Origin of the sequence: Parasphingorhabdus sp., from assembly GCF_039968395.1 — a bacterium.
Lineage (GTDB): Bacteria > Pseudomonadota > Alphaproteobacteria > Sphingomonadales > Sphingomonadaceae > Parasphingorhabdus.
Genome location: NZ_JBDVPV010000005.1, coordinates 1,182,407 through 1,198,133, shown reverse-complemented (window position 1 = coordinate 1,198,133; position 15,727 = coordinate 1,182,407). Strand labels below are relative to the sequence as shown.

Annotated in this window: 12 protein-coding genes; 4 read left to right on the top strand and 8 right to left on the bottom strand. The window is 52.6% G+C overall.

Annotated elements, in window-relative coordinates:
* Positions 1-166: 166 nt before the first annotated feature.
* On the top strand, positions 167-3,217 hold the full coding sequence (locus ABJI30_RS16420) for a TonB-dependent receptor (protein WP_348017764.1): 3,051 nt from the start codon (positions 167-169) through the stop codon (positions 3,215-3,217).
* A 169-nt stretch (positions 3,218-3,386) separates the two neighbouring features.
* A complete protein-coding gene (locus ABJI30_RS16415; protein ID WP_348025341.1) occupies positions 3,387-4,556 on the top strand; it encodes an alanine racemase in 1,170 nt (389 codons plus the stop codon).
* A gap of 27 nt (positions 4,557-4,583) precedes the next feature.
* On the opposite strand, the gene ABJI30_RS16410 is transcribed toward ABJI30_RS16415, so the two are convergent.
* Entirely contained in the window at positions 4,584-6,359 is a 1,776-nt protein-coding gene (locus ABJI30_RS16410) for a sodium:solute symporter family protein (RefSeq protein ID WP_348017762.1), read from the bottom strand.
* An 11-nt stretch (positions 6,360-6,370) separates the two neighbouring features.
* Positions 6,371-6,688, bottom strand: a complete 318-nt coding sequence (locus ABJI30_RS16405) for a DUF4212 domain-containing protein (protein ID WP_348017761.1) — start codon at positions 6,686-6,688, stop codon at positions 6,371-6,373.
* A gap of 389 nt (positions 6,689-7,077) precedes the next feature.
* Here ABJI30_RS16405 and ABJI30_RS16400 point away from each other — a divergent pair, with 389 nt between their 5' ends.
* Positions 7,078-7,767, top strand: coding sequence for a PEPxxWA-CTERM sorting domain-containing protein (locus ABJI30_RS16400; protein ID WP_348017760.1), 690 nt, complete (start codon positions 7,078-7,080; stop codon positions 7,765-7,767).
* Between the two features lie 71 nt (positions 7,768-7,838).
* Here ABJI30_RS16400 and ABJI30_RS16395 read toward each other — a convergent pair whose 3' ends face one another.
* Positions 7,839-9,011 (bottom strand): indoleamine 2,3-dioxygenase, encoded by a 1,173-nt coding sequence (locus tag ABJI30_RS16395; RefSeq protein WP_348017759.1) that lies wholly within the window; start codon positions 9,009-9,011, stop codon positions 7,839-7,841.
* Between the two features lie 47 nt (positions 9,012-9,058).
* Between ABJI30_RS16395 and ABJI30_RS16390 the strand changes: the two genes are divergently transcribed.
* Positions 9,059-9,562: an Lrp/AsnC family transcriptional regulator gene (locus ABJI30_RS16390; protein ID WP_348017758.1), complete on the top strand. Its 504-nt coding sequence runs from the start codon at positions 9,059-9,061 to the stop codon at positions 9,560-9,562.
* A 15-nt stretch (positions 9,563-9,577) separates the two neighbouring features.
* Here ABJI30_RS16390 and ABJI30_RS16385 read toward each other — a convergent pair whose 3' ends face one another.
* The 5 genes from ABJI30_RS16385 to ABJI30_RS16365 all read right to left on the bottom strand — a co-directional run bounded on the left by ABJI30_RS16385 (position 9,578) and on the right by ABJI30_RS16365 (position 15,684).
* Complete coding sequence (locus tag ABJI30_RS16385; RefSeq protein WP_348017757.1) at positions 9,578-9,955, bottom strand: VOC family protein; 378 nt, start codon at positions 9,953-9,955, stop codon at positions 9,578-9,580.
* 37 nt (positions 9,956-9,992) lie between these two features.
* Positions 9,993-10,523 (bottom strand): DUF4199 domain-containing protein, encoded by a 531-nt coding sequence (locus ABJI30_RS16380; protein WP_348017756.1) that lies wholly within the window; start codon positions 10,521-10,523, stop codon positions 9,993-9,995.
* Positions 10,524-10,623: 100 nt separating this feature from the next.
* Positions 10,624-11,055 carry a LuxR C-terminal-related transcriptional regulator gene (locus ABJI30_RS16375; protein WP_348017755.1) on the bottom strand — a complete coding sequence of 144 codons (432 nt, stop codon included), beginning with the start codon at positions 11,053-11,055 and terminating at the stop codon, positions 10,624-10,626.
* A 52-nt stretch (positions 11,056-11,107) separates the two neighbouring features.
* Complete coding sequence (locus ABJI30_RS16370) at positions 11,108-13,729, bottom strand: DUF2339 domain-containing protein (RefSeq protein WP_348017754.1); 2,622 nt, start codon at positions 13,727-13,729, stop codon at positions 11,108-11,110.
* Positions 13,726-15,684 (bottom strand): prolyl oligopeptidase family serine peptidase, encoded by a 1,959-nt coding sequence (locus tag ABJI30_RS16365; protein ID WP_348017753.1) that lies wholly within the window; start codon positions 15,682-15,684, stop codon positions 13,726-13,728. Before ABJI30_RS16365 ends, ABJI30_RS16370 begins: the two co-directional genes overlap by 4 nt.
* Between the last annotated feature and the right edge of the window lie 43 nt (positions 15,685-15,727).

Genomic DNA, 15,727 nt, shown 5'->3' with positions numbered 1-15,727 from the left:
GAAGTCAATCAAACGCGGGTTGAAACCGGGCGCGACCAATGATGCCGAATCTGACGAGGTCATCGTTACATAATTACAAACCGGGTCATGAGAGCGAACTATTTTAAGCGCGTCGCGCGCATGGCGCATCACCGGTCTTAACAGAGACACCAAGGGGGAATTTGGAATGACGATCAGAAACGGAACATTGTTGATAGGCGCATCGATTTGTGCACTCACAATCGCGACTGGAACCGCGCAGGCGCAGGATACGCAGCCTGCTGAAACAACTCAGGCCAATACAGATGAACTGATTGTCGTGACCGGATCGCGAATTGAGCGAAGGGCTGAGGAATCCTCGATACCGCTCCAGGTTTTTGGAGCTGAGGATATTGAAGAAACCGGCAAAACCGATTTGGCCGAAATTATCACCCAGCTTCCCGGTGTGGGCGATGGTGTCTCGGTCCAGAATAGTAACAACCAGATTCAGAACGCAGGATTGTCTACCATCAGTCTTCGCCGCTTGGGTGACAACCGAACGCTGGTTTTGATCAACGGCAAACGCGCTGTTTCCAACTCGGGCAATGGTGATCGCGTTAGTCTGAGCACTATTCCCGCAGGTTTTGTGAAGCGGGCGGAAATCACCACTGGTGGCAGCTCCGCTATCTACGGTTCAGATGCTATCGCCGGTGTTGCCAACTTCATTCTTGAGGATTCGTTCGAGGGTGTTGATCTTGATGTACGTTTTTCTGCTCCTGATGCCAGCGGAGGCGAAGAGCTGCGTCTTGAAGGACTATATGGCACGAGGTTTTCCGATGATCGAGGCTACATTCTTTTGGGTGCCAGTTATCGCGATGAAGATGAAATCCTGATAGATTCAAGTCGTCCTCTGGCTGCTGCGGCGTTGGAGTTTGATGACCCATCTACTTCGAGCGGAGACAGTTTTGCGAATGAACGGGCCCGTCCCGGCTGTGATGGCCCAAATGAAGAACGCCACTGTATAGTTTCATCGCTGGATTCGGATTTGCCCGGTGGTGTTTTTGAGGGTGATGCCTGGTTCAGAGACGGTCGCTGGTTTAACGACATGAGCCTTCGGCCGACGTTGGCTGATGGTTCGTTTGATCGCGCAGAAGGGCAGGACTTTTTCGGCGATGTAGACGGCATCAATGATCGTCTGGGTCAGTCGCTTCGCTCGCAGCGCGAAGTGCTCAATCTTGGTTTTCACGGTAAATACGAATTTTCCGATGCTATCACTGCTTCATTCACGGCGCTGTATTCGGATGTCGATACGGTTACCAAGACAGGTATTGAGGACGGGGGCAGCGGAGAAACGTTCGGAATATTGGATGGTGTACCGGATGTATTTGAAGTTCGCAGAATGTCGTCAAGCCATCCGTTCATCCCTCCTGAAGTGGAAGAAACCCGCAGCGGCAGCGTTTCCTGGGTTCGTTCGTTTCCGGAACTGGGTGAAGAACGGCGCATAAATAGCCGCGAAACGATACGCCTCATGGGCGATCTGGATGGGCAGCTTACCGACGCGTTGAAATGGAATGCCTTCGCCACATATGGTGAATGGGACCAGCGTGCGATCAATGTTGGCGAAATCAATCTTCGCAACTTGGATTTTGCGCTGGATATCGAAGATGATGGCGCTGGCGGTTTCCAATGCGAGGATGCAACTGCACGGGCCAACGGTTGTGTGCCGATCAATCTGTTTGGTGAAGGCAGTGTCTCCGCCGCCGCAGCAGATTTTATAAGTTACACTGGTGATGCTGCTCAAAACCGAACGCAGTTTACAACAGGTGCATCGATCAACGGGGATCTTTTTTCCTGGGGCGACCGCGACATCAAATTCGCAGCCGGTGTCGAATATCGCCGCGAAACCCAGAACACCCGAGGTGATCGCGATGGTGATCTGGTGGGCGGTGTTGACGGTGATCCCACAACAAATGATGTCTTTGTCACAACCCATTCGACCTTTCCGAGCCTCAGAGCGAATTATGATGTGATTGAAGGTTTTGCCGAGATTGATATTCCGATCATCGTCGACACACTGAATTTCAGTGCTGCCGGACGTATTGCCAATTATTCAACCATCGGGACTATTGTCAGTTTCAACGCCGGCGTCGTCTGGCAGATGAATGATGATCTGAGGTTTCGTGCACAATATGCCAGGTCGCAGCGTGCACCGACGATCACCGAATTTTTCTCGCCGCCGCGCCCGGATGGCGATGATCTCCAAGATCCGTGTGAGGGTTTGAATATAGATGGAACAGGAATTACTGCACCATCCAGTCCCGGCGGCGCGAACGCCAATCTTGCCAATATTTCGGCAAATTGCCTGACAGAAGTAGGTATACAAGCCTATTTTGCCGATCCCGACAATTTGAATGCCGACGGAAGCATTGATCCATTCGATGCTCCCGGCTCCACTCAGGGGCCAAATGCCGGCAATCAAAATTTGCGAGAGGAAACCGCTCAAACATTTACGGCTGGTTTTGTCCTAACGCCGACCGCCATTCCAAATTTGTCTTTTGTTGCAGACTATTACCGGATCAGTATCGACGATGCGATCGACTCGATTTCAACTCAGGATACAGTTGATCTCTGCTATGCTGCTGATGATTTTCCCAACAACAGGTTCTGCGATGTTATTACGCGAAGCCGGACAGACGGTAGCGTTGATCAGGTCATCAACTTTCAGGAAAACCTGAACAACGAACTGGTCGAAGGCGTTGATGCAACGCTACGCTGGAGCCGAATTGAGCTGCCGGTCATCCCTGGAAGATTTGATATTGATTTCCGCTATTCTCATTATTTCAAGCAGCAAACCGAATTTGTGGGATTGGGTGGTGTCGCCTTGACCACCTCACCGCTGGGTGAAATCGAAAATGGAGAAGACGAACTCCGATTGCGTCTTGGGTATAGAATTGATGGATTCCGATTGACCTATACGCTCAACTACGAAGCAGGAGGTGTTGACAGCAATGACGCAGCAAATCCTGATGATGACCGTTTTTTCCGGGTTAGCGATGAAACCTATCATGATATTTACGCACGCTATCGGTTTGGACCCGATGACCGGTATACGATTTCGGCGGGCGTCAACAATATCTTCAACAATTTTGGGCCGCTTGTTCCATCGGGCACCGACGTAGGTAGCAGTCTCAATATCACGACTGACCTCAACGATGCAGTGGGCCGGGAATTCTTCCTTGGCGCAAGCGTAAGATTCTAGTTCACTCCATCCCGGGGGTATTCGGGGGATAAGGGCTGGCGATGATCGATCTCCAAGATCATTGCCAGCCTTTCGTTTTTGCATTGTGACCAGAATACCGAGTGACCAGGATATTGAATAAAGTTTGCCGAGGTTTCAGCCATTCACTATAGTATGGTCTGATACGGCAATGATGACAGAACCAATCAATCCCCAGAATCTAGCAGATTTTGCAGACCTGCAAACACCGGCGCTTTTGCTCGATCTGTCGATTGTGGACGCCAATACCGCACGTCTGCGCCAGCACCTCGCTCGGGTTGCTCCCGATATTCTTCATCGGCCCCATTTAAAGACAGCGAAATCAACGGATATCGCAGAGCATGTCCTTGCCGGCCAACGGCGGGCGATCACCGTTTCGACATTGCGGGAAGCAGAAGAATTCGCGGCGATCGGGATCAACGATATCCTGTTTGCGGTCGGGATCGTACCGTCAAAACTGGAACGGGTGCTGGCATTGCGGGAAGCCGGTATCGACCTAAAAATCATTGTCGATAACGTTGCGATGGCGAAAGAAATTGCGAGATTCTCGCGGGAGAAATCCTCGCCAATTCCAACGTTGATCGAAATCGACTGTGACGGCCATCGGTCCGGGGTAAAATCTTCGGATGCGGCGATGATTGCAGCTATCGCCGCATCTCTTGAGGACGGAGCGGAAATGGCGGGTGTCATGACCCACGCGGGTGGATCCTATGATGCGAGTTCCGCCGCACAGATCGCCCGGGCAGCGACCAGTGAAGTGACAGAAATCACGCGATCGGCCAGGATCTTGCGGGATGCGGGTTTTGAGGTTCCCATTGTCAGCCTTGGCTCTACGCCAACTGCCCTGTCGGTTCAGGACCTGTCCGGCGTGACGGAAGTGCGCGCGGGCGTCTATATGTTTTTCGATCTGGTCATGTCGGGCCTGAGGGTTTGTCCGGTGGAGGCCATTGCTTTGTCGGTGCTGACGACGGTGATCGGCCACCAACCGGACAAAGGCTGGATAATTGTGGATGCCGGCTGGATGGCAATGTCGCGGGATCGCGGAACGGCAAGCCAGGAACTGGACCAGGGCTATGGACTAGTATGCGACCAGTCCGGAAAACCATGTGATGATTTGATCATGATCAGCGCCAATCAGGAGCACGGTATCATCACGGCCCGACCCGGTTCAACTGCAAGTTTGCCGGATATAGCTGTCGGTGATCAATTGCGGATTCTGCCAAATCATGCCTGTTCAACCGCTGCGCAGCATGATCGTTATCATGTGCTTGATACCGATAACGGGGTCAAAGCCATCTGGCCGCGATTTAACGGCTGGTAACGGCAAAAATCCGCAGACCGGCCGGATCTAGTGGGTTGGAGCATCTCCGGCGCCGCGCGGCACCCTTATGGAGTTGACCAGACGGCTGATCTCGACCGGAGGCGAGGCGGTCACTCTGGAGATGGCGATGGCTACTGCAAAATTCAGCAGCATTCCAACAACGCCGATGCCTTCGGGCGAAATTCCAAGCAACCAGTGCGCTGCATTATTTGTTTCCGGGCTGAGTAGTTTGAACCAGGCAATATAGGCGAAGGTGAACAGCAACCCCGTTACCATACCGGCAATGGCGCCTTCGCGGTTCATTGTCTTGGAGAAGATGCCCATGAAAATTGCCGGAAACAGAGATGCAGCTGCCAATCCAAATGCGAATGCGACGACCTGCGCCACCCACCCCGGGGGATAGATACCGAGATAACCCGCGACGACAATGGCTGCTGTCGCTGCGATACGGGCCGCCATCAATTCCCCTTTTTCCGTGATTTGCGGTCGGAAGGTACTTTTCAGCAAATCGTGACTTATCGATGATGATATGACGAGCAGCAATCCTGCGGCGGTAGACAAGGCAGCTGCGAGTCCGCCAGCGGCAACAAGCGCGATCACCCAGCCGGGCAGGCGTGCAATTTCGGGATTGGCGAGGACCATGATGTCGCGATCGACATAGATTTCATTGTCGCTGTCTGTGCTGGGCATGTTCGCAATTGAACGTTCGCCGCTGGCACCTGTCGTGCCTGTAAATTCAGGTTTTCCTTCAAAGGCGTCGCCCGCGCGATACGACATTTTCCCGTCCCCGTTTTTGTCGGACCAGGCGATGAGATCATTGGCTTCCCAGTTCTTGAACCATGCGGGGGCTTCTGAATAATCCTGCTCGTTGATCGTCTCGATAAAATTGATCCGGGCAAACGCGCCAACGGCGGGAGCCGTGGTGTAGAGCAATGCTATGAAAACCAGAGCCCAACCTGCAGATTTCCGGGCGTCCGAGGCTTTGGGAACAGTGAAGAAACGCACAATGACATGCGGCAATCCTGCGGTTCCAATCATCAGCGCAGCGGTGATGCAAAAAACGTCCACCATCGATTTCGAGCCATCCGTATAGGCGCCAAAACCAAGGTCCTGGAGCACCAGGTCAAGCTTCTGGAGCACATAGAGGCCAGAGCCATCGTTCACGGTGGACCCCAGGCCGATTTGTGGGATGGCATTGCCGGTCACGAGAAAACTGATGAAAAAGGCCGGCACCATATAGGCAAAGATCAACACGCAATATTGCGCGACTTGCGTATAGGTAATGCCTTTCATTCCGCCCATGACGGCATAGATGAAAACAATACCCATCCCGATAATGACGCCAAGGTCTATCGGGACATCGAGAAAACGCGAGAAAACAATACCAACTCCGCGCATTTGACCGGCAATATAAGTGAAGCTGATGAAGATAAGGCAGATGACCGCGACGACCCGCGCGGCGCTGGAATAATATCGTGTGCCGATGAAGTCGGGGACAGTGAACTGTCCGAATTTGCGCAAATAAGGGGCGAGCAACAACGCGAGCATCACATAACCACCGGTCCATCCCATAAGATAAACTGATCCGTCATATCCTGAAAAAGCGATTATCCCTGCCATCGAGATGAAACTTGCCGCGGACATCCAGTCAGCGGCTGTCGCCATGCCATTGACGACCGGATTGACGCCGCCGCCGGCAACATAGAATTCTTTTGTTGAACCCGCACGCGACCAGATTGCTATCCCGATATAGAGCGCAAAAGACAGGCCGACAAAGATGTAGATCAGAGTTTGTGTTTCCACCTCAGCAGCCCTCAGTCATCAAGATCATATTGACGTTCGATCTGCCGCATCCGAATCGTGTAAAAGATAATCAAAATGATGAAGACATAAATGGAACCTTGCTGCGCAAACCAGAAGCCGAGCGGATAGCCCCCCACTGAGAACTGATCGAGGAACTCGCGGAAAATAATTCCGGCACCGAAGGACACGGCGAACCAGATCGTCATCAATGTCCAGAGCAGCTTCACATTTGCCGACCAGTAAGCGGCTTCATTTTCGGCCGTTTCGCTATCGGCGGCTTCGGTCGCCGGAACATTCTCCGGAGAGCCTTCATCTTGTTTGTCTGACATGCCACCCATCCCTTGAACCGCTTTCAAGCCAGTGCCCGAATAACGGCATCTTTCGCGTGAGATTACACAAGGTTGTCGGCCATTTGTCAAACATTTCGGATGGCCCCGAGTCGCTGCACTCTTTTCTGAATCTCGGTTAATTTTATTTGTCCCGAAATGAAACAGTTTTATCGGGTTTAACGTAAAACCCTTCCAACGCAGGTCACTAAACGTAAAATCTTCCGTTTCGTCCAATCAGGGTTTGATTCCAACGTTAACTTCGCGTTAAGAAAGATGTGGGTCAAAAATACGGGAGATTCGTTCTTCCGGAACAAAACGTTGAAGTACGTCTGGGCCTGCCTGCGACAATCTGAAGCTTTTTTCCGGTCGAACTAACCGGGGGTATAGTAATGAATACACTTAAGAGAGTTTTGGCAGTGTCTGCTGCAGCCGTTGCGACAGTTGCGATGTCATCTGCTGCATCTGCCGCGATACTGATGTATCAGGCAACAAACTATGATGATCGGGTAGGCGGCCACGGGCTGTGGACAAATACTTATGATACCGGTCCAGACCGCTATTATGCATTTCAAAACGATGTGTTTTTGACGATCGATACCGATGCAGGTACGGCTGTTCTTGAAGGCACGGCGATCAATCCATCAAATGTTGTCGCTGAAATTAACATCAACTTTAGCGGATTTCTGGAATCAACCTTTGGTTCCGCTTATGAATATAAGCAGGAATCTGGCGGAGCCTATGATGCCGAATTCGATACACCTGATATCGACTTTTTCACAATGGCGGCTGGTACCATCACCGTGGATGGCGAGCAGTTCGATCTGAAGGCTAACCCGTTTGTTGAAAACTTTGCTTTTCAATATGGCACGGGTGCAAATGCGAAAAACGGCCAGTTCGGCGGTTCGTCGTGGCTGCTCCTTCAGGATCAGAACGGTCGGGACTATGATCGTTGGGATCTTAACTTCAGCATGCATGCGGTTCCAGAGCCAGCAACATGGGCGATGATGATCATCGGCTTCGGAGCTGTCGGTGGATCGTTGCGGCGCAAGAAGAGCCAAAAGACGCTCAGCTTCGCTTAAGCTGTTAGCAAAAATTATCAAAAAAGGGCGGGAAGCAATGCTTTCCCGCCCTTTTTTATGCTCGATCATTTCTACCCGAGTAGATGGGCGTTGGCTTCATCTCGATGCTTCTTGAGATACTTCATAAACGGCGTACCACCTGTGCCGACGTCCGAGTTATTGCCCGTTCCGCCTTTGGACTGCTTGTTGATGTAGCTGGCCGCATATTCCAGGTGCCGGGTCCGGAACCGCGTCAGATTTTCCACACAGTCATTATATAGTGATTTGAGCGTCGATGACCCTGCTTGTTCTATGGTCTGCCGCAATATGCCGTTGGCGCGAATATCGTCGATAAACCGACGATGCTCTGGCGGACGATAAATATGCAGCTGATCAAGATAGGCGCGCAACGGGTCACCGGCATGATCAATTCCCAAAAACGCATCCATTGCCGGAACGATGGATGATTGCGAACCTGTTTGCCCGCGAAAACTCTGCGGCTGTCCATCGAGATTGGTGACGCCTTCATAAATCAACCCATCTTCGAGAGCCGGGTTATCTTTCCAGCCATGGATCCACGGCCTGACACGGTGGAAATAGACATAAGGATCACAGCGTTCAGGCATCCGGTCAAATATGTCATTCATGTCATCCCAGACTTCGGTCATGGCAGAAAGGCCCTGTTCGAGAGTATCGAAATCCTGGTGTCGGCAGGCATCGACCAGTGTGGGAATTGACGCCAACATGGCGCCCGCACGTGCTTCTATTGCAACATGAATGAGGACGAACCAGGCTTCATCCTGGCCACCCAGAAACGGTTGTTTCATATACGTATTGGAAAGACTGAGAGGACCATTGCGGTCAATTCGTCCCCAGTTGTCAAGCACGTAGGATGAATATGTGAGCAATGGAGGTTGCTCGATAGATTCGCTTAGCATCCAGATTGGACTGGCAATACATGCGGGCAGAGACTTGGGTGCATCCGGTTCGCCCCAAACATATGATTGCACCAGAAACGAATAATGGACCATTGCGGCCCGACGCTCTTCGAGGCTGGCAGAGGCGCAAAATTCGGTCAGGTCCAATATGGGCAGGGTTTCGATGTGTCGACGTACTTCGCCGGACACTATTGTCCTTGGCAAATTCATCGCCGTATCGACAACCGGCTGCAGCTGTTCCGGCAGCTGAATATCCTGGGGATCAGACGCGGCGAGAAAGCCGCGTTCCGCTGAAACACCATAAGTGGTGAGATCAAGAGATAGCATGTCATGCTCCATCAATTGTTGACTGATGAGCAATAATACCTGAGATAATGGATAAATATCTTGCTTATGCCAGCCAATATGGAGTTTTTGATCAACAAATGATCGAATTGGATCGAATAAACCACAATATATTGCGCGAGCTGGAGCGGAACGGCCGGATCAGCAATTCGGACCTTGCGCGCAAGGTCGGGTTATCAGCATCTGCCTGCCTGCGGCGTGTGCAGGAAATGGAGCGGTCGGATCTGATCAAGGGCTATCGCGCGATTGTTGACCCCGCCGTCCGGGGCGCGGCGATCACCATATTTGTGATGGTCGGGTTGTCCGAACATCTCAAAAAGGATGCCCAGGCATTTGAACGGGCTGTTGCAAAGGCTCCCGAGGTTCGGGAATGTCACAATATTACCGGCTCCGTCGAGTATCTGCTCCGTGTCGAAGTCGCAGATCTGGCAGCCTACAAAGCCTTCCATGCCGACATTCTGGGGCAATTGCCGCAAGTCGGCAGTATTACTTCCCATATCAGCCTGGGATCGCCGGTGGACAAACGCGCCTGAACGTCGAACCGTGTTTCAGCCGCCAACGTGCTGATCCAGCAGGATCGGATTTCCGTCAGGATCGACAATCATGCAGCTGCCCGGTCCGGTGCTATCTGGTGCGACTTCCTGAACCATGGTGATACCTTCCGCCTTCAACGTTTGCTGTATGTCGCGAACGTCGGTAAAGCCTTCCAGCGTCTGTGCGTTGCTGTCCCAACCGGGATTGAAGGTCAGCATATTGTCGGGAAACATGCCCTGAAACAGACCGATGACGGTATCTCCATTTTTCATGATCACCCAATTTTGATCTTCATCGCCATGAAATTTCGAGAAGCCCAGTTTGGTGTAAAAGGCCTTGGATGCGGCGAGGTCTTTTACGGCGAGACTCAATGAAAAAGTACCAAGTTTCATAATGATGTTTCCTTTTCTGTCTTGGAGTGAACCGGTGTCATGCCTTTGCAGGCAGCAATTTTGGATTGCGCAACAGCAAAGCTGACAGCAGCGAGATTATCAAACCGACCGGGAAGATTTCGAGAAATGTCATCGGCCAGCGAATATAAGGTTTGGCATAGCTGGTCTTCATCGCGTTGGCATCCGCGATAATTTTCTCAAGCGCCGGGCCTTCGGTTCCCTGCGTTTTTGCAGCTTCGATCAAACCAGCAGTATATTCCTCGATGAACACATAATCTGTCGAATAAAGATAGGCTTCCCAAACCACAACATACATGACGGCCGCAATCACAGCGATCGTCAGGCCAAAACCAAATGCCGGCATGAACTTTATGACACCGCCTTTTTCCTGATCCCGATATTTTTTCAGACCGATAAAAATCATCGACAGGGCAATCAGCATCATCAGATAGCCGAAAAGCTCCGAACCAAAAAATCCCTGGCCACCGCTGGTGACTATTCCCGTAATCATCGAGATAATAACAATCAATCCGGACAGCATGCCGTACACAATTGCAATTTTGTTCATATTCTTCCCCCTGCTATCCTTCTTATGGGCGGTGTCCTGCAACTTGGAAATCACCCGGATGGGTGATTTGGCCAGCTTCACCCTTATGGGTGTATGATATTCAGGGTATGAGATAAAGCGACCGGGCCTTCTCGATCGCCAGAACCCGCCGATCCACAGACAGTTTTTCAAAAATATGCGCGATGTGAGTTTTGATTGTGTTGGGAGAGATTCCCAATTCTCGTGCGATTTCCTTGTTGGATTGTCCCGCTGCAATCGCTTCGAGCACTTCGAGTTCGCGCGCCGATATCCCCAGAGACTGCAGGGCCGGGTCGTTGCGCACAAACGGTTCAATGGCCGGCCGGGTCGTCAACTTGTGCCCCACCCAAATGCCAAGGGAAATGAACAACGTCGCCAGCATCGCAACATAGACATTGGTAGAAACATTTTTTAGAAAATATCGATATTCGAGCCATTGGAGAGCGAACAGCGCAATCGCCAGAACTGCGCCGTAGAGGATCGCCATTTTCAGAACCGTTCGGGTCATTTTCATAGCGTTACCATGATTGGTGATCGAATTGAAATGCTGGCCCGGACATTCCGGTCTAGTCCGATTCAGCCTGTTCTGACCGCATGATTTTTCCGTACATCCAGCCAATGCCCATCAATCCGATTCCCAGGCCGAGGAACGAGAGAATGCGCAAGATGCCTTCCAATTGACGGGCATCCAGCAGGAAGACCTTGAATGTGACCAGGGTCAGCAGCAGCAGTCCTGATATGCGCAGAAGTGCATTGGTCGTCTGTACCCCGCGGACGAGCCAGGCGATTGCCAGAGCGAGCAGGGCCGCACTGTATAGATATGTTTCGGTAGAGCTGAAAGGCGGTGTTGCGATATCCGTGCCGTGTACAGCCTGTCGAACCGTGATCATGACCGCCGCGATCGCGGCGAGCAGGCTTCCAATATGCAGCACGCGCCTGGCGTGGGAAGTCATCTGCGGAATGGATGTTGTTCTCGCAAACAGCCAGAACCACATTGCCGCCGCTCCGTAATGCAAGGTTCCAAAATTCGCAATCGGGGCGGGGCCAAGCAACTGTTTAACCGCAGTCGGGCTGAGCAGGAAAATATCGAAGTAGAGAAACCGGAACAAACCGATGCTCGCCAATGCGATGCCCAGGGCTGTCAGTGGTGCCTGCCATTTTTCCTGCCAGGTCCGGCTGACAAGCAACCAGCCGGTCAGCAGCAATATATGAGTAAACACCATCCGCTCGACAAAGCCATATTGCACAAAATCTTCAATCGGGCCGATGGCCAACGGTTGTTTTGCAAGCAAATAGACAAACCCGCTAAAGCCCGCGAGGCCAATGACCGCAATGATCCGGGAAAGCGCTGTTCCCCAGGTTTCACGGAACGCAAAAGCCAGTCCGGTCAAAGCCAGTCCCGGGACAAATACCTTGAGCAAGACGTCGTCGACATCGGGCAAGTAGCCGTAGAGATCGATCTCACCGGAGAGCGATCCGAACAATGTCTCGATCAGATCTGCACCAAAGATCATCATCATCAAGCCAGTCAGGGCCGCGAACAGACTGGCTTCGACGACGATCGCCTTGCGTTCGATCAACTTTGCCCATGCAATCAGACCGCCTGCAATTGCCGCCGGTACCAGCACCGCGAAACTATCAGGTAGCCAGATCCAGAGAGCGACCGAGAGCAGGGTAGCGGTGATAATGCTGGCGAGAGGCAAGGGGACCAGCCATGGCGCGTCTTTGAGCCGCCAGGCCATGACCGCGCTCGTTGCTGCGACAAGGACGCATAGTCCTGCCCATATATTGTCATTCCAATCCAGATCACCGAAAAGAAACGCGACCAACACAAGGCCTGTGGGAGCTGCCAATCCAATGAGTGCCCACATCCAGCCGCTTTTTTCACGCAAGGCAAACAAGTGACCGCAGGCCGTGAACAGCGCTACAAGAGCGATGGCAGCAACAAGCTCGGTCCGGTTTGCACCCGCATCCCCAAATGCACTGGTAATCAAGGTAAGCGAAAGGCCAAGTGCCGCAGCCGCCGCAGGCGTCAGGTCTTCGTCTTTCCATGCAAGAGCGATGCTGAATATCGAGAGGATTCCAAAGAATATCCAGCTCATCACCGAAAATTCAATCAGCGGTGCGAGAAGGATCAGCTGCAACAAGCCAAGGCCAAGCGGGATGGCCTGCATGACTGATTTGGGAATTCCAAAACTTGTTCCGGTGCGAGAGAGGGTCAGCACTCCGCCTATCGCGATCAAGACCACGAACACCCCGATAAATGGTGCGTCGCCTGTGACATCAAAGAACAATAGTGCAGTTGTCCAGATGACGCTCCCACCAGTTGCCAGCAGCGCTAGCCAGGCCCAGCCGCGATGAATGGCCAGCCCGAACAGACCGGCTGTGAATACGCCAAGATAGATGAGTAACGGAGCGACTGATTCTGCCCCCAGGCCCGCGACATAGGGCGCGGCAAAGCCGCCGATGAGGCCCATGAGTGCTGTTGGCGGTCCGTGTCTCTGGGACAGCACAAATGCCAGGATGGTAACGCCAATGACTCCGATCAGCGCACTGGTCAGACCCAGTAATCCATATAATTCGCTCGCCATGTAGAGCGTGGCATAGAGAACCGCTATTCCGGCTCCGGCGATACTGTGGCCAATTCGCACGTCGTCGGCGAATATCTTGCCAAAGCGCGGAATTTTTTGACCGAATTCGCTCAAGCCGATCAGCAGCAATCCGAACAAGGTTGCGGTGATACTGCGTGCACCGGGGCCAAAAAAACCAGCTTCGATAGAGAAGCGGACGAGAAAAAATCCGGCAAAGATCAGCGCGATGCCGCCAATCCAGATCGGAAGTTTTCCGCCGATCAGGTCTTCAAACCGCTTTGCAGCGCTGGGGCGAGCTTCTTCTGCCATTGGGTCTGGTTCAGGAACGGGGCTGGGATCAGGCCTTGGTTCAGGCGGTGCTTGTCGCTCAGCCGGAGGATCCGGTTCTGCCACAGATTTGGCAACGGTCGCTGGGCGAGTGTTCTCAACTGGCGTAACAGTTCTCTCGGTTTCGGGAGGCGATGCGGAGGGTTGCTGGAACAAGCCATCATTCCTCATCTCCAAGAGGTCGTTCTTCATCGCGGCCAGCTTCTGCCGCGTATCAACCACCAATATTATAAGTACGAGTATCACCCCGATCAGCAACTGTTCTATCATTTGCTGCCCCGGTCCGGTTTTTCATCGAGCAGGTATTTCTGCCAGAACAGCAGGCTGGCCCAGAACTGATAGTCGGCATTGGCTTTTTTGCGAAAACCATGGCCTTCGTTTTTTGCAAGCAAGTGCCAGGCAGGGCGTCCATTCGCCCGAACCGCTTCAATCAGCTGATCTGCCTCGCTTGCCGGGACGCGGGGGTCATTCGCACCGGTGACTACCATCAAGGGCAAGTCAATTTCTTCAGCCCGATTTAGCGGACTGATCGCCTCCAGTTTGATGCGCTGTTCCGGATCGCGCTCGTCGCCATATTCAATCCGGCGCAAGTCGCGGCGATAAGCTTGTGTGTTTTCGAGGAAGGTGACGAAATTGGTAATGCCGACAACCTCCAGACCGGCCTTGAGCTGTTTTCCGTAGCGCAACATTGCGGCCAGTGTCATGTACCCGCCATAGCTGCCTCCGGTTATCGCAATCCGGCGTTTGTCAATCTTTCGATCTTTTCGCAATTTTCCTAGAAATGCGCCGATATCGAGTACGCTGTTTTCTCGCAAATATGGTCCATTGTCGAGTGCAACAAAACGTTTGCCAAACCCGGTCGATCCGCGAACGTTGGGATAGAATATCGCTACGCCAAGTTCATTGACCAGATAGTTGTTGCGCCCAAGAAACCGCGGTGTGGCCTGGCCTTCCGGTCCGCCGTGAACATTGATGATCAACGGTCGTTTCCCGGAATGTTTCGCCGGGTCAGGCCGATAGAGATATCCCGACATTTTTTCACCATCGAAACTCTCAATCTCGATCAGTTCCGGCATGGTATTGCGGGTGCTGTCCAGACCCCCGGTTTCACTTTTCGTCCAGCGTGTAATCTGCAATGTTTCCGGATCCAGGCTGTACGCGTCGGTACCGGTCCGATTGGAATTCAATGTGAAGCCCAGTTCTCCCCAGGGTGCGAATTTTATACCGCTGATAACCCCGGCCGGCAGACTGTCTACCGTTCGCGCCTGTCCGGTTTTCATGTCATAAATCTTGAGCATCGAACGGCCTGCTTGGTTGACTTCATAGGCCATCCAGCGCCCGTCTTTGCTGATACTGAAATCAGATATGTCCCAGGCCTTTTCATCAATAACAGGTGTGAAAGCACCGGTTGTCTGGTCGACTTCCCCCAGTCGGTGGACATCGCTGCCGAAATCTGAAGCAGCCCATAATTTGCCATCTGGCGCAAATGTCAGTCCGCTATACGCTACAGGAAGGCTGCTATTGGTCAGCTTGGCTGATGTTCCGTTGGCGATATCGATCAGATAGAGCTGATTGTCAGTCACCGAAACATAGTTGAACACCAGAAGCTGTTTGCCATCCGGTGAAAAATCAATCGGGAACCATCCACCGCCGGTTGAGGCGACCAGCATGACCGCGCCTTTGGGGTTGCTGGCATCCATCAGATAAATATCGTTATACAGTCCGGTGCGCTTGTTTGACCCAAATGCCAGTATCTTGCCGTCGCGCGACCATGGGCCCAGGCGGTTCCGGCTTTCTCCGTCGGTCAGCATCAATGGCCTACCGTCCTGCAGCGCAAAGATCTGATTGACTTCATTGCCGCCGCTATCCTTTTGGAAAAGAAGTGCAGAACCATCGGGCGCATAGCTGGCTGATCGAACGGGCTCGCTGGCAAATGTGAGCTGTTCCCTGTTGGCCAATGGTTTGCGAACCAGATGCAGCTGGCGCGTGTCTCCGAATCGTGTGCTAATCAGCATCGACTTTGATTTCGGATCCCAGTCCACGAAGCTGGCGGTCCGGAATTCCATATAGGCACGCGTTTTTTCAATAATTTCCAGCGGGATATCCGGAACCTGATCCGCCACCAGCGCAGACGGTCGGGGAGCAAAACTTTGTGCCGTCACCGGCGTAGAACTGACAATGAAAACAAAGGTAGCCAGAACAGCGGCCGTAAAATTTCTGCGCATTGCGCGCTTCCCCTCAATTACCTGCTCGTCATGCTTATGGACG

Excerpts from the sequence above, each read along its gene's own strand:
- ABJI30_RS16420 (WP_348017764.1), top strand. The coding sequence starts at position 167 with ATGACGATCAGAAACGGAACATTGTTGATAGGCGCATCGATTTGTGCA.
- ABJI30_RS16415 (WP_348025341.1), top strand. The coding sequence starts at position 3,387 with ATGATGACAGAACCAATCAATCCCCAGAATCTAGCAGATTTTGCAGAC.
- ABJI30_RS16405 (WP_348017761.1), bottom strand. The coding sequence starts at position 6,688 with ATGTCAGACAAACAAGATGAAGGCTCTCCGGAGAATGTTCCGGCGACC.
- ABJI30_RS16400 (WP_348017760.1), top strand. The coding sequence starts at position 7,078 with ATGAATACACTTAAGAGAGTTTTGGCAGTGTCTGCTGCAGCCGTTGCG.
- ABJI30_RS16395 (WP_348017759.1), bottom strand. The coding sequence starts at position 9,011 with ATGCTATCTCTTGATCTCACCACTTATGGTGTTTCAGCGGAACGCGGC.
- ABJI30_RS16390 (WP_348017758.1), top strand. The coding sequence starts at position 9,059 with ATGGATAAATATCTTGCTTATGCCAGCCAATATGGAGTTTTTGATCAA.
- ABJI30_RS16385 (WP_348017757.1), bottom strand. The coding sequence starts at position 9,955 with ATGAAACTTGGTACTTTTTCATTGAGTCTCGCCGTAAAAGACCTCGCC.
- ABJI30_RS16380 (WP_348017756.1), bottom strand. The coding sequence starts at position 10,523 with ATGAACAAAATTGCAATTGTGTACGGCATGCTGTCCGGATTGATTGTT.
- ABJI30_RS16375 (WP_348017755.1), bottom strand. The coding sequence starts at position 11,055 with ATGAAAATGACCCGAACGGTTCTGAAAATGGCGATCCTCTACGGCGCA.
- ABJI30_RS16370 (WP_348017754.1), bottom strand. The coding sequence starts at position 13,729 with ATGATAGAACAGTTGCTGATCGGGGTGATACTCGTACTTATAATATTG.
- ABJI30_RS16365 (WP_348017753.1), bottom strand. The coding sequence starts at position 15,684 with ATGCGCAGAAATTTTACGGCCGCTGTTCTGGCTACCTTTGTTTTCATT.